Source organism: Flavobacterium magnesitis, assembly GCF_041729735.1.
In the GTDB taxonomy this organism is placed as follows: domain Bacteria; phylum Bacteroidota; class Bacteroidia; order Flavobacteriales; family Flavobacteriaceae; genus Flavobacterium; species Flavobacterium magnesitis.
Genome location: NZ_JBCFQK010000019.1, coordinates 1 through 13,949 on the forward strand (window position 1 = coordinate 1; position 13,949 = coordinate 13,949).

Below are 13,949 nucleotides of genomic sequence, written 5' to 3' on the forward strand. Positions count from 1 at the left end.
ACATGAAAGATTGAAACGGATAGCGGGAAAGAGCTCCATGAAAAAAAAAGACTAAAACAGCAATAAAATATCGTTTTAGTCTCTTTATATAATATATCAACACTTAGTTAATCGAATCGGATGGCTTTGACTGGGGTAATTTTAGTAATAATATAGGATGGAATCAACAAAACCAGAAAGCAAACCCCCACCGTTAATACATTTAACAGTACTATATAAACAACATTAATATATACCGGCGCCTGATTTACATAGTAATTCTCTGGATTGAGTTCGATAATTCCAAAATACTTTTGAATTAAAAGAATACTAATACCGATTAAATTACCCCAAAACAATCCTCTCAAAATTAAATAAGAGGCATTATACAAGAACATCTTTCTAATTGACCAGTTATTTGCACCAATGGCTTTTAAGATTCCAATCATTTGAGTTCGTTCCAAAATTAAAACCAACAAGGCGACTACCATATTTATAGTAGCAACCAATATCATTACAATAAGTATAACCACAATATTGAAATCAAACAATTGAAGCCATTCAAAAATATAACTGTATTTTTCTACTATTGTTTTAGAATCTAAAGTAGAACCCGTGTGCTCGTAAACTTTCTCCCCTACTGTATTGATATTATCAAAATCATCTACAAAAACCTCAAAAGCCCCTACCTGATCAGCACTCCATTTATTGATTCGCTGAATGTGTCGAATATCACCCAATACAAATGTGGCATCAAATTCCTGAAAACCCGAATTAAAAATGCCAACAATTTTAAATCTTCTAATATTAGGCAACTTATTTTGACCTTCTTTAATAAAGAAAGTATTAAAATCATCCCCTACTTTTAATTTTAGTCGATTAGCTAAATATTGAGAAATGATAACTTCAGGATTAAGTTGCTCCGACAAATTAGGCAATCGTCCCGAAACCAAATACTCTTTTATATTCACCCAACTATAATCAGTACCCACTCCTTTAAAAACTATTCCCTCAAAAGCATCAGCCGTTCTAATAATCCCTGCCTTACTAGCAATAGCCTGTACATGAATGACTTCAGGAACAGAACTGAATTTAGGGTAAAAATCCTGTTTTTTAGAAACCGGAATCAAAGTGGTTTCCGATTGATTATTGTCAAAATTAGCAATTATGATATGACCATTGAAAGCTGATATCTTTTCTCGAATTTTTTGTTGCAAACCAATACCCGTTGCAACCGAAACAATCATCATGATCATACCGATAGCAATTGCAGAGATTGCAATTTTTATAATTGGCGCCGAAATACTGCTTTTATTATCTTTTGCAGTAATCAGTCTTTTGGCTATAAAATATTCTAAGTTCAAATTTATAGGGTATCAAATGATGTTAAACATTATTCTATCTGGACAAAATGACTAAAGAGGCAATTTCTTTTTCATCTCTTCTACTATATTAAAAGCTGCCGGACAAATAGGCACATTCTTTAAAGTAATATCGGTTATTTGCTGAAACTTTTTTCTGTCGGTATGCGGAAATTCTCTACAAGCCTTTGGACGAACATCATATATAAAACAAGTATTATCCGTATCTAAAAAAGTACAGGGTACATTTTGTAAAACATAATCCTGATCTTCATCAATTCGAAGATATTGCTCAATAAACTGCTGTGGTTTTTGTCTCAAATGTTTCGAAATACGCTCAATGTCGGCTAGCGTAAATAATGGCCCCGTAGTTTTACAACAATTAGCACAATCCAAGCAATCCGTTTTCTTGAATTCAGCATCGTGTAAATCCTGCATTATATAATCTAAATTCTTTGGCGGTTTCTTTTTCAGCTTATCAAAATACTTTTTATTTTCGATATGCTTATCTTTGGCCAGTTTCCCTATTTCGCTTAAAGATGGTTTCAAATTTAAAATTTAAAGTTGAACAACAAAAGTAACCTTTAAACTCCAAACAATAAACAAAAAATTATGAAAGACCTTTTTGGCAAAGCAATACTTGATTTTCAAACTAACAATGCACCAGAGAATTTAATTACTGAAACTTCAATTTCTGAAGAAGATAAAATGTCTGTCGCTTATCTATTTCGTGATTTTAATGAAATGCCCAAACTAGAGCAAAAGGCTTTATCACTTTCTAAAGGCAAAATTCTTGATGTGGGTTGTGGCGCAGGAAGCCATAGTTTGTATTTACAAAACAAGAGGAATTTAGATGTTACAGCTATCGACATTTCGAAAAACGCTATCAAAGCTTGTCAATTAAGAGGTTTAGCTTCCGCAAAAGTGACTAATATTCTCGATTTAGATGCTTATGAAAAGTTCGATACCATTTTATTATTAATGAACGGTACAGGAATATTTGGCAAATTAAAAGAAACGACAAAATATTTACAAAAACTAAAAAGCTTACTTCTACCAAATGGTCAGATTCTTATTGATTCATCCGACATCATTTATATGTTTGACGAAGATGAAGACGGAGCTTACGTAATTCCTGCGAATGGCTATTATGGAGAATTAGAATTTTCACTTTCATATAAAGGCGAAAAAGAAGATTATTTCCCATGGCTTTATCTTGACTATAACACTTTGCAAAATGCGGCTTTCGCCAATGGATTACAATGTGAATTAATTTTAGAAGGTGAACATTATGATTACTTAGCAAAACTTTCCATATAAAAAACAAACCCGACAAGTTTAAAACTGTCGGGTTTATATTTTAAGGAATATTTAAATATTTATGCGTTTGTAAAGAAACTCTCCATTTAGGATGACTCATAACATAATCAACAATAAGCGGAGTCATTTCTTCTTTTTTACTCCACTCTGGCTGAAGAAACAATATTGCATTATCATTCACTAATTCCGCTTGCTCTTCGGCAAAAATAAAATCATGTTTGTTGTGAATTATCACTTTTAATTCGTGTGCATTATCATAAACAGTTTGAGTTGGTAATTTATTTTTCTTTGGCGACAAACAAATCCAGTCCCAGGTTCCCGAAAGCGGATAAGCTCCCGAAGTTTCAATATGAACTTTTCTATTTTTTTCTTTTAACTTTTGCGTTAACAAAGTCATGTCCCAAGTCAATGGCTCCCCTCCTGTCACTACTACTGTATCAGCATATTTACTGGCATTTTCGACAATTACATCCAATGCAGTTGGCGGATGCAATTCAGCATTCCAACTTTCTTTTACATCACACCAATGACAACCCACATCGCAACCACCAATTCTAATAAAATAAGCCGCTGTTCCAGTATGAAATCCTTCCCCTTGAATAGTATAAAATTCTTCCATTAAAGGCAACATCGCACCTTTGTTCACTTCTAATTGAATTTCTTTTGATAGCATTTTTATAATTTAGGGTGCAAAGATAACTAATTTGTAAAAGAGATTCTTCAATTATCTTGAATGCTTAACAAAACTCCATAAAAAAAGCCAGTATTTCTACTGGCTTTGTAAATTTAAAGAATCAATTACTGAAGTGTTTTCAATGATTGAATTGCGTATTCATTTTCAGGATCTATAGCTAGCGTTTTATTAAAAAACTCAATTGCTTTAGGCTTATCAAAATTTGCATATCCTGCAGCCATTGAACTGTAAGCTTCAATTAATTTAGCTTTTACAGTTGGTTTAGCTAATTCTTCTGGACCTTTTGCCGTAACATGATCAATATATTCTTGGTAATATTTAATCATAGCTTGATCATCCTCTAATAAACTATTTGTTCTGGCACGAGAAACATAAGCATCAACAGTTTCAGGTGAAGCTACTAATACATTTCCATAAGCGATATCTGCTTTTTTCAAAGCAATTGTATCTCTCTCAGCAACAGGTTTTCCTGCATTATCAAAATATATTGCATTACCTAAATAGTAATTATCAATTAAAAACGATCTGCTTTCTTTATATGAAGTAGCTATTTCTAGAATTGCAGCTGCTTCTTTAAACATTTTTTTCTCATAGTACTCTTTCCCCAAATCCCCTAATCCGTCTGCTACAGAAGGCTCAAGTTCAACTCCTTTTTTAATATAATCAATTCCTTTAGCATACAAAGTAGAATCTACAGCAGTCGCATCAGCATTAGTTCCTTTTTTAATGTTAGCCTGACCTAAGTACAAGTAATCTAAAGAAATCACTTTATTCTCAGGAGCATTTATAAACTGCTCTAAAGAAGAGATCGCTTCATCAATATTTCCATTTTCATAAGCTGCATAGCCTAAATATCTCAAGATTCTTGGATTAACTTTATCCAACTCTTTCATTTTATTAGCTTCAATTTCTAAAGCTTTGTAATCTTTAGCAAGAATTAAGAAATCTGCATGACGCATACGAGAAGCCAATGAATAATCTGTCAAAGTCATGTATTTTTCATAATAAGACAAAGCTTCTTTCATATATTCTTCCTGACGTCCAGGAACATTCAATGCCCAGTAGTAATATGTTTCTGCTAATTCTCTGTAAACAGGACCATAATTTGGACTCAAAGCAATTACTTCATTGTATGCAGCTACAGCTTCTTTATATGCTTTTGCTCCTTTTAATAAAACTCCTAATTGCACTTTTGCTCTAATTAGACTATTATCTGCCTGAAAAGCATTACGGTAAGCTGAGAAAGCTTCGTTTTGATTTTTATCTCCATAATAAGCATCACCAAAAGCTAAAAGAACTTGTGGTTCACTTCCGTTTTTCTCTTTTGCAAGTTCTAAAGTTGCAAGAGCTGATTTGTAATCTGGATTAGAATTATTCATATAAGCTTTAGCTATATAAACATATTCTTCATAATCTTTTTTACGCATTTCTTTTTTTGCAGACTCAAATTTTGCTTTTGCTGCAGTTACATCTTTTTTCTCTAAATCAATTTGACCTAATCCAATATAATTAAAATGAGCCTCATCTTTAGCTTTCAAACCTTCATTATAGGTAATACTTGCCGAATCAATTACAGATTGATTCAAATATATATTTCCTAAAAGAAAAAAAGCTTTGCCCTCAGAAGGATTAGATTTTATTATAGATTTTAAAGATGTTTTAGCTTTTTGATATTGCTCGGCATCAATTTGTTTCTTTACTTCATTAATATCCTGCGCATGTAACACAGAAGCAGAAGCAAAAAGTGCAACACTTAAAATTTTAAAATTGTTCATTGTAACTTTATTTAATTTATTCATTTTCATTTTTCTTTACTCGTTATTATTTCAATCTGCTTTTTATCAAAATCTTTCTACCAGGGATAACCGCAGGCAACATTCCTGATTTTAAAACGATTCTTTGCCCAATTTCTCCAGCTAAAAACGAAGCAAAGCCCATTCCTAATCCTGAATATCCCTGACAATTAACAATAAACAAATCACGTGCCAAAGGATAAGTACCTTCGGCTAGATTGTTTTGAGTAGGCGCAAAATAAGAATTTTTATTTAAACCTTGCACACTTAAGACGTTAATATTAGTTAAATAATCCTTAATATCAACTGTAGGCTGTAATAACCAGTTTACACCAATAACACCAATCATTCCATCATTTTCAGCAACAAACTTAACTACTTCCTCATTAGATTTAAAAGAATAAACTCCCTCTGTAGGAATTTCATTTACTCCAGCAAGAGTAATAAAATAGCGCACTGTACTCGAATTTGGATTATCAAATACCAAACCTTTTATCTTAGTTTTTAAATCCCCTTTCAAAAAAGCAACTACATCTTTCATTGCAATTAAAGTATCCAAATCTTTTTTATTCGAAATCAAAGCAATCGCATCAGTTGCAAATTTGGTTGTTTTAGGCTTGATCTTCATTTGTTCGAAAAACTTAGCTTCATTCTCGCTTAAAGGTCTTGTCAAAATAGCAATACCAGAAGTATCTTTAAGGAATTTTTGCACTAACTCCTTTTCGGATTTAGCCTGAAGTGTAATTTGAGCATCATATTCACTTTCAAAAACAGCTATTTGATCCTCTAGTAAAGGCTTTACAGTCTCATCAACTAATAAATCAACCTTGCCTTTAAGAATAGATTCTTTATCAGCTTTAGATTCAGATTGTTTACACGAAACAAAAATACCGATTGCAAAAAATAAAAAAACAGAAAGGAATAACATTAATTTTTTCATAACTACTCTTTATTATCATTAATAACTCTCCAACAGCGAATGAAAGCATACACCATCAAAAGTACTCCAAAAGCAATTCTATAATTCATTGGCATACGAATTGGAAAATTCTTCATAAACAAAACAATTAATCCCAAAACAAAGTATAGCATGAAAAACAAAATGGCTATAACGAGAAGAAATCGCTCTTTAAGCGATTTCTTCTTCATATTTGTAATAAATCTCTTTAGCATTAATCTCCTGATGTTATACTAATTGGTAAAGAATAAAGAACCCTAACTGGTTTTCCATTTTGAATTCCAGGATTCCATTTTGGAGATTTCTGTAATACTCTTATCGCTTCTTTCCCTGTTCCATAACCAATATCTCTTAATACTTTGATATCCGTTAACGAACCATCCTTTTCAACAACAAAAGTAACATAAACCTTTCCTTTCAAACCTTCTTCATCTGGTGTACGGTAATTTTTACCCACAAAAGAGTAAAATTTATCCATACCACCTGGAAACTCAGGTTTTACTTCGATACCCGCAGTATTATAAATCTCATCACCAGTCTCTTCAACTACTTGACTCGTTTTAGGACCAGTTCCGGCAGGAGCTACACTCAAAACAGCATCTGGATCCCCTTTAATAGTTTGATTACCGATTTTTTTATCTTTCAAATCTACAATCTTAGGCGGCTCTTCAACCACTTCTTCTGCTTTAGCCACAACAGGCTTAACAAATTTCACCTGATCTACTTTCGGAGGTGGTGGTGGAGGTGGTGGCGCATTCAATTTAGGTGGCTCAACTTTCTTTGGAGGTAACTTTACATCAGTAAGCTTAACTTCTTTAATTGACAAATCCTCTTCCTCATCTTGCGATTTTGGAATCATACTGATAATAAGAGGAGCACTAAGGGCTAAACTAAAAAACAAAGCACCAATAATAAGGGCTTTAGTAGAAGTTTTGCCGCTAGATTTTCTTAAATCATAAGCTCCATAAAGTTTATTACGCCCCTCGAAAACGATATCAACCCATGAATTTTTTAATATATCTAATTTCATTTTTCTTAATTATTAGGTTATTAAGAAAACAAGATTGCTCTTATTTTCCTTCTAACAATTTTTGTTCCTCAGGCAAAAAATCATTACTGATTGTATAAATAGGAATAGAAGAAATTGCCATTTCATCTAAAATATCAACTACATTTTTGTAAGTAGATTTTTTAGTAGGCTTAATGATAACAATCATTCCTTGATCTGGTCTTCCTTTTGCTGTAGAATACGCTAAAACTTCTTTTTTTCTTTTTAACAACTCTTTACGTATCCCATCTTTACCATAAGCAATAACTTTTGGAATCATAGGAGTATTGATAATTCCCATGTAATAATACATCTTATCATTTTCTCCTAACATCACAGTCATTGTACGATTCTCATCAACTTTCATGTCTTTTGAATCTTCCTTAGGTTTTTTATCTGGCAACCCTAAACTCATCGATTGGGGTTTTGACAACGAAGTAGTAAGCATAAAGAAGGTAATCAGTAAGAAAGCTAAATCCACCATGGCAGTTAAATCTACCTTCGAGTTTTGCTTTTTACTTCTTACTTTGCCGCCTTTACCACCACCACTGTCGCCGGTATTTAATTCAGCCATTTTAGTGTATTTTTATTTATTAAAAATCTTTTCCTCTTAATCCAGTTATCAAGCTAAAAGTATTTACATTTTGATCTTGCAAAAGATCCATTACTTTTCTAATAACAGGATATTGCTCTTTAGCATCACCTTTTATTGCTACCTGCAACTCTTTATCATTCACTTCAATATTCGCTTTACGAGCATTGTAAACCCACTCTTTCAATTGATTATTTAATGAATCCATTGGTATACCAGTTTGATTAGCCTTTACACGATCGGAAGATTTCATGTCGATTATTTGCTTTAAACTTCCTATTGGCACACCAAAATCAGTCATTAAAGCAAACTTATCTTTATCTTCTTCTGAGAAAGTTACACCATATTTTTCAGACATCAATTCAAGCGTTTTTTTACGAACGTCTTTTCCTTTAAGATCAAAAAACACTCTATCCTCACCATCAACATTACCTATTGTCAAGGTTGCCAAATCAGAATCAGGCAACTTTGTTTGTACTGTTGACGCTGGTGTATCAACAGGCATTACTTCAGGAATCTTAGCTGTTGAAGTCATAACAAAGAAAGTAAGCAAAAGGAATGCAACATCACACATGGCGGTCATATCTGTAGACCCCGGATTTTTATTTATTTTTATTTTAGCCATTCTTTTTGTTTTTTAATTTGATATTATAAAATACCAAAATAATTATTGCTTCAAACTTCCTCTGAATCTTCTGTAAGTATTTACAATTGAAACAGCAGCCTCATCAATTGAGTAAGTCAAATCATCAATTTTAGAAGTAAAGAAATTATAAGATATAATTGCTACAGCAGAAGTTCCAATACCAGTTGCAGTATTAATAAGTGCCTCAGAAATACCACTTGCAAGAGCTGCTTGATCAGGAGTACCAGCAGAAGCTAATGCACCAAATGCTTTAATCATACCAGATACTGTTCCTAACAAACCGATAAGGGTACCTAAAGATACTAAAGAAGAAATGATAGTCATATTTTTTTGCAACATTGGCATTTCAAGTGACGTAGCCTCTTCGATTTCTTTATGAATAGTTTCAGAAGCTTCTTCACTATTGAATCCTTCTTTCTTAACGTCTTGATATTTAATTAATGCTGATTTAATTGCATTTGCAACTGAACCTTGTTGTTTATCACAAGCAGCAATAGCTTCTTCAATACGTCCTTCTTTAATACTTGTTTGTACATTCAACATAAAAACATCCAAATTTGCTTTTCCAGCAGCTTTAGTAATTACAAAATATCTCTCAATAGAAAAAACAAGAACCATCAATAACATTCCTAATAATACAGGTACAATTGCACCTCCATGATATACTTGTCCTAAAGCATTAATTGGATGACCAGTTTCTGGATTTCCTCCCTCAAAGTTAGCAGGTGAACCCATTACAAATTTCCAAATCACAACTCCTACACCTACACACAATAAAATAATGATTCCTGAAATCATTCCTCCTCCTTTTGAACTGCTTTCTTTTTTAACGTTTGCCATTTTTTTTTAAATTTTAATAGTTTTAAATAATTTAATATAGTTATAATTAACTTGTAGTCCCGCAAATTTATATGTTTAGTTCAAATAAAAAAATTTTTTTTCGTTATATTCAAATTAATCAATTGTAAACTGATGTTTAAAAAACATTAAGATTGTTTTTTTATCAATATCATCATAAAAAATCAAAGATATTGATAAAAAAATTTATTAATTTGTGATTTTATACAGCAATATTTCAACATCTGATTCTTTTGGATAAAAAATACTTTTTTTTAACATTTAACAAAAAAAAAGGCTTAAAATTACAGTAAATATTAAATAACTAACCTTAAACAGCATTAATAATATAATTACATAACCTCAAAATAACCGTAGTTATTATGAATAAAAGCGAAAAATTTACCCAACACATCATTCAAGGATACCAATCCAAAGGTGAAAGCATATTATTAGGTGGAGCTATTTTAGACGGAGAAACTTTAAATAATGCCCATGTAAAAATACCTTTAAAGACATTAAATAGACACGGATTGATTGCTGGAGCAACTGGAACAGGAAAAACTAAGACCATTCAAGTCTTGTCTGAGCAATTATCTTCCTTTGGAATTCCCGTTTTAATGATGGATATTAAAGGAGATTTTAGTGGTATTGCTAAAGAAGGAGAAGAAAAATCATTCATAACCGAAAGACACAACAAAATCAATATCCCATATCAAACGACTAGTTTTCCAGTAGAACTCTTAAGCTTATCTGAACAAAGTGGTGTTCGTTTGCGAGCAACAGTTTCTGAATTTGGTCCTGTTTTATTCTCTCGAATCCTGGATTTAAACGATACTCAAGCAGGTGTTGTCTCCATTATATTTAAATATTGTGACGACAAGAATATGCCATTACTCGACCTGAAAGATTTCAAAAAAGTGATTAATTACATCACCGAGGAAGGCAAAAAAGAAATCACAGCCAGTTATGGCAAAATATCGACTTCGACAACAGGAATTATTCTGAGAAAAATTATCGAATTAGAACAACAAGGAGCAGAACTCTTTTTTGGAGAATTATCATTTGATATTGATGATTTAATGCGAATTGATGAAAACGGAAAAGGTTACGTAAACATTCTTCGTTTGACAGATATTCAAGATAAACCTAAATTATTCTCTACTTTCATGCTTAGTTTACTTGCTGAAATTTATCAGCAAATGCCTGAAAAAGGAGATGCAGACCAACCAGAATTAGTTATTTTTATTGATGAAGCCCATTTAATCTTCAAAGAAGCCAGTAAAGTATTATTGGAACAAATTGAAACTATCGTAAAATTAATACGCTCAAAAGGAATTGGAATTTACTTTATTACTCAAAACCCAATGGATGTTCCTAGTGGAATATTAGCCCAATTAGGTCTTAAAATTCAACACGCACTAAGAGCTTTTACTGCCAAGGACAGACAAGCCATCAAGCAAACTGCTGATAATTATCCTAGTTCCGAATTTTACAATACCAGCGAAATACTAACTAGTCTTGGAATTGGAGAAGCTTTAGTAACCGCTTTAAACGAAAAAGGAATTCCAACACCATTAGCAGCAACTATGCTACGAGCTCCAATGAGTAGAATGGACGTTTTAACTGAAAGCGAAATCCAAGAGATCAACATAAAATCTAAATTGGTAAAAAAATACAGTGAAAATATTGATCGCGAAAGTGCCTATGAAATACTGAACAAGAAAATTACTCACAGTGAAGAAGAAAATATTAAAGAAGCAGAAAAAAAAGCATCGCAAACCAGAAGTTCTAGCAAACAAGAACCGAGTACCACAGAAGTTGTAGGGAAATCGGTTTTAAAAGTACTTACCAGCGCTACCTTTATAAGAGGAGCTTTTGGAATTCTTTCTAAAATTCTAAGAAAAAAATAATTTTAGTTTTATTAAAAACAGTATAGCCTTTCTTTTTTCAAAACCATTTAATCTTTAAAAAAATATCATCCTGTTGTTTCAATTGACATTAACTTTAGTCAACAAATTTATTTTAAATCAATAATTTGCTTTTGCTAATAGATATACTTCTAAAATTTTACAAGTATAAAAATGGCTATATAAGTCACTAAAAAACAACAAATAACCAATATGGTAAAATACAAATACTGGAATTAAATAAATTATTTTCAAAAACTTGTAACTTTTTATCTAGTTCGTACGTATAACCATCTGTACACTATAAAAATTGTGACAAAAACATCATGAGACAACTTAAAATCACCAAGCAGGTTACCAATCGTGAAACTGCTTCATTAGACAAATATTTACAAGAAATTGGAAAAGTTGACCTTATTACTGCTGACGAAGAAGTAGAATTAGCGCAACGTATCAAAGCTGGAGACCAAAGAGCTCTTGAAAAATTGACGAAAGCCAATTTACGTTTCGTTGTTTCGGTAGCAAAACAATATCAAAACCAAGGATTAACGCTTCCCGATTTAATTAACGAAGGAAACTTAGGTTTAATTAAAGCGGCTCAACGTTTTGATGAAACACGTGGTTTTAAATTCATCTCGTATGCTGTTTGGTGGATTCGTCAATCGATTCTTCAGGCTTTAGCAGAACAATCTCGTATTGTACGTTTACCTTTAAATAAAATTGGTTCTATCAATAAAATCAACAAAATGTACGCTTTATTAGAACAATCTAATGAGCGCCCACCTTCTGCTGAAGAAATTGCAAAAGAACTAGATATGACAGTAAATGATGTAAAAGAGTCTATGAAAAACTCTGGTCGTCATTTATCTATGGATGCCCCTCTTGTTGAAGGAGAAGATTCTAACCTTTATGACGTTTTACGTTCAGGTGAATCTCCAAATCCAGACCGAGAATTAATCCACGAATCATTGCGTACTGAAATCGAGCGTTCATTAGAAACATTAACTCCTCGTGAGGCAGATGTTGTTCGTTTGTATTTTGGTCTTGGCGATCAACACCCAATGACTTTAGAAGAAATTGGAGAAACTTTCGACTTAACTCGTGAGCGTGTTCGTCAAATTAAAGAAAAAGCAATCCGTAGATTAAAACATACTTCTAGAAGTAAAATCTTAAAAACATACCTTGGATAAATTCCAAAAACATAAAATTCCAAATTCCGATTCTCAAGATTGGGATTTGGAATTTTTTATTTGAAATTTTGTCTCAAAAAAAATAGAATTTGAATTAAATGAAAAAGAATACACTTATTGCCCCATCAGTATTAGCTGCTGATTTTGCTAATCTGGAACGCGACATCAAAATGATTAATGCTAGTGAGGCAGACTGGTTTCACATTGACATCATGGATGGCGTTTTTGTTCCTAACATTTCTTTTGGAATGCCAGTTTTAGAAGCAATTAAAAGACACGCTACAAAAACTATCGACGTACACTTGATGATTGTTGACCCAGACAGATACATTAGCACTTTCAAAAAACTAGGAGCTGATGTACTTACAGTTCACCTTGAAGCAACTACTCATTTACATAGAACCTTACAAGCCATCAAAGCCGAAGGAATGAAAGCAGGAGTAGCTTTGAATCCACATACCAATGTTGATTTATTAGAAGATGTAATCAATGACATTGACCTGGTTTGTATCATGAGTGTAAATCCTGGTTTTGGAGGACAATCTTTCATTGAAAATACTTACGATAAAATCAGAAAACTAAAAGCTTTAATTAATAAAAAAGGAGCTTCAACACTTATCGAAATTGACGGTGGTGTTACTAATAAAAATGCTGCTCAACTAGTAGAAGCAGGTGCTGACGTTCTTGTAGCAGGAAGTTACGTTTTTGGCGCTACCGATCCAATTGCAACAGTAGCCGATTTAAAGAAAATCACCACATTATAAAAAACTAAAAAAGTCCCTTAATTGGGACTTTCTTATTTTTAAACCTTTTCTTCAAAATTAATCATCTTTACGATAATTTTAAATAATTCAGGATGCTGCTTTTTAAAAACATTTGGTGTCTCAAAAAAATGCTCTAGAATTACAGCTAAAAATTCGAATTGGTTTTGATAAGCATACAATCTAAAATAACCTTTGGAACGCAATTCATTATTCAGAAATTCATCTTTATAATATTGCATACTTTTATTAAACTCATCATAAAAAATAACTGCACTAGGGTCATTACTCTTCAAACAATGAAAATGCAGTGCATGAGCAAATTCATGCAATCCTAAATTAATATTATCATTGGAAGTCTCATGTCCTAAAATATAATCTTCCCATGAAAAAACAACTGATTTCATTCTGGGATTAAATTCTCCTTTATGATACGCATCATTTGAAGACGAATAATAACTGGACGGGTAAATAACTATTCTTAAAAATAATTCAACTAGATATTTCCTCAACCCGAAAGTTAACATTACATAAGTTCCAGCAATAAGTATTTTCATGAATTCGGTAATTTCTATATCCTTACCCACAAACTCATATTTACTTATAAATTCTTTTACTCTATGTTCAAAATACTTTTTCTTTTTTAAACTAAGCCGATTGTAAAAAGGGAAATGATTTTCTAAAATCACTTTTTGCTCGTCATTCAACTTTTTCAACAAAGGATAAATATGCAAAAACAACGGTTTTTTAAAGATTAAAACATAAGCAGGTTCAATAATCCTAAACACAATCAACAGAAGAGCAAGTATTCCAAAAACAAGAAGCACAAAAAATTGAAATAGTATATCGAACTCCATTAA

General features: G+C 32.1%; 14 protein-coding genes. 4 read left to right on the plus strand and 10 right to left on the minus strand.

Going from position 1 to position 13,949, the window contains the following annotated elements; translation table 11 throughout:
• Window positions 1–107: 107 nt before the first annotated feature.
• Window positions 108–1,343, minus strand: coding sequence for an ABC transporter permease (locus AAGV33_RS12370; RefSeq protein WP_373392337.1), 1,236 nt, complete (start codon window positions 1,341–1,343; stop codon window positions 108–110).
• 51 nt (window positions 1,344–1,394) lie between these two features.
• Window positions 1,395–1,889, minus strand: a complete 495-nt coding sequence (locus AAGV33_RS12375; RefSeq protein WP_373392338.1) for a YkgJ family cysteine cluster protein — start codon at window positions 1,887–1,889, stop codon at window positions 1,395–1,397.
• A 63-nt stretch (window positions 1,890–1,952) separates the two neighbouring features.
• Here AAGV33_RS12375 and AAGV33_RS12380 point away from each other — a divergent pair, with 63 nt between their 5' ends.
• Window positions 1,953–2,660, plus strand: coding sequence for a class I SAM-dependent methyltransferase (locus tag AAGV33_RS12380; protein ID WP_373392339.1), 708 nt, complete (start codon window positions 1,953–1,955; stop codon window positions 2,658–2,660).
• Window positions 2,661–2,700: 40 nt separating this feature from the next.
• On the opposite strand, the gene AAGV33_RS12385 is transcribed toward AAGV33_RS12380, so the two are convergent.
• From AAGV33_RS12385 to AAGV33_RS12415, 7 genes are all read right to left on the minus strand, one after another.
• Window positions 2,701–3,333, minus strand: coding sequence for a 7-carboxy-7-deazaguanine synthase QueE (locus AAGV33_RS12385; RefSeq protein WP_373392340.1), 633 nt, complete (start codon window positions 3,331–3,333; stop codon window positions 2,701–2,703).
• Window positions 3,334–3,458: 125 nt separating this feature from the next.
• On the minus strand, window positions 3,459–5,129 hold the full coding sequence (locus tag AAGV33_RS12390; RefSeq protein ID WP_373392341.1) for a tetratricopeptide repeat protein: 1,671 nt from the start codon (window positions 5,127–5,129) through the stop codon (window positions 3,459–3,461).
• Window positions 5,130–5,175: 46 nt separating this feature from the next.
• Complete coding sequence (locus AAGV33_RS12395; RefSeq protein ID WP_373392342.1) at window positions 5,176–6,087, minus strand: PstS family phosphate ABC transporter substrate-binding protein; 912 nt, start codon at window positions 6,085–6,087, stop codon at window positions 5,176–5,178.
• A gap of 232 nt (window positions 6,088–6,319) precedes the next feature.
• Window positions 6,320–7,135 carry an energy transducer TonB gene (locus AAGV33_RS12400; RefSeq protein WP_373392343.1) on the minus strand — a complete coding sequence of 272 codons (816 nt, stop codon included), beginning with the start codon at window positions 7,133–7,135 and terminating at the stop codon, window positions 6,320–6,322.
• A 40-nt stretch (window positions 7,136–7,175) separates the two neighbouring features.
• A complete protein-coding gene (locus AAGV33_RS12405) occupies window positions 7,176–7,727 on the minus strand; it encodes an ExbD/TolR family protein (protein ID WP_373392344.1) in 552 nt (183 codons plus the stop codon).
• Window positions 7,728–7,746: 19 nt separating this feature from the next.
• Window positions 7,747–8,370, minus strand: coding sequence for an ExbD/TolR family protein (locus AAGV33_RS12410; RefSeq protein WP_373392345.1), 624 nt, complete (start codon window positions 8,368–8,370; stop codon window positions 7,747–7,749).
• Window positions 8,371–8,412: 42 nt separating this feature from the next.
• Window positions 8,413–9,231, minus strand: a complete 819-nt coding sequence (locus AAGV33_RS12415) for a MotA/TolQ/ExbB proton channel family protein (RefSeq protein WP_373392346.1) — start codon at window positions 9,229–9,231, stop codon at window positions 8,413–8,415.
• 380 nt (window positions 9,232–9,611) lie between these two features.
• On the opposite strand from AAGV33_RS12415, the gene AAGV33_RS12420 reads away from it, so the two are divergent.
• From AAGV33_RS12420 to rpe, 3 genes are all read left to right on the plus strand, one after another.
• On the plus strand, window positions 9,612–11,141 hold the full coding sequence (locus AAGV33_RS12420; protein ID WP_373392347.1) for a helicase HerA-like domain-containing protein: 1,530 nt from the start codon (window positions 9,612–9,614) through the stop codon (window positions 11,139–11,141).
• 323 nt (window positions 11,142–11,464) lie between these two features.
• Window positions 11,465–12,328, plus strand: coding sequence for a sigma-70 family RNA polymerase sigma factor (locus AAGV33_RS12425; RefSeq protein WP_007804760.1), 864 nt, complete (start codon window positions 11,465–11,467; stop codon window positions 12,326–12,328).
• 98 nt (window positions 12,329–12,426) lie between these two features.
• Entirely contained in the window at window positions 12,427–13,092 is a 666-nt protein-coding gene (gene rpe / locus AAGV33_RS12430; RefSeq protein WP_373392348.1) for a ribulose-phosphate 3-epimerase, read from the plus strand.
• Between the two features lie 38 nt (window positions 13,093–13,130).
• On the opposite strand, the gene AAGV33_RS12435 is transcribed toward rpe, so the two are convergent.
• Window positions 13,131–13,946 (minus strand): zinc-dependent peptidase, encoded by an 816-nt coding sequence (locus tag AAGV33_RS12435; protein WP_373392349.1) that lies wholly within the window; start codon window positions 13,944–13,946, stop codon window positions 13,131–13,133.
• Window positions 13,947–13,949: the final 3 nt, after the last annotated feature.

Bases quoted from the DNA above. Each gene is read 5' to 3' on its own strand.
- AAGV33_RS12380 (WP_373392339.1), top strand. From the start codon at position 1,953: ATGAAAGACCTTTTTGGCAAAGCAATACTTGATTTTCAAACTAACAAT.
- AAGV33_RS12385 (WP_373392340.1), bottom strand. From the start codon at position 3,333: ATGCTATCAAAAGAAATTCAATTAGAAGTGAACAAAGGTGCGATGTTG.
- AAGV33_RS12390 (WP_373392341.1), bottom strand. From the start codon at position 5,129: ATGAACAATTTTAAAATTTTAAGTGTTGCACTTTTTGCTTCTGCTTCT.
- AAGV33_RS12395 (WP_373392342.1), bottom strand. From the start codon at position 6,087: ATGAAAAAATTAATGTTATTCCTTTCTGTTTTTTTATTTTTTGCAATC.
- AAGV33_RS12400 (WP_373392343.1), bottom strand. From the start codon at position 7,135: ATGAAATTAGATATATTAAAAAATTCATGGGTTGATATCGTTTTCGAG.
- AAGV33_RS12405 (WP_373392344.1), bottom strand. From the start codon at position 7,727: ATGGCTGAATTAAATACCGGCGACAGTGGTGGTGGTAAAGGCGGCAAA.
- AAGV33_RS12410 (WP_373392345.1), bottom strand. From the start codon at position 8,370: ATGGCTAAAATAAAAATAAATAAAAATCCGGGGTCTACAGATATGACC.
- AAGV33_RS12415 (WP_373392346.1), bottom strand. From the start codon at position 9,231: ATGGCAAACGTTAAAAAAGAAAGCAGTTCAAAAGGAGGAGGAATGATT.
- AAGV33_RS12420 (WP_373392347.1), top strand. From the start codon at position 9,612: ATGAATAAAAGCGAAAAATTTACCCAACACATCATTCAAGGATACCAA.
- AAGV33_RS12425 (WP_007804760.1), top strand. From the start codon at position 11,465: ATGAGACAACTTAAAATCACCAAGCAGGTTACCAATCGTGAAACTGCT.
- rpe (WP_373392348.1), top strand. From the start codon at position 12,427: ATGAAAAAGAATACACTTATTGCCCCATCAGTATTAGCTGCTGATTTT.
- AAGV33_RS12435 (WP_373392349.1), bottom strand. From the start codon at position 13,946: ATGGAGTTCGATATACTATTTCAATTTTTTGTGCTTCTTGTTTTTGGA.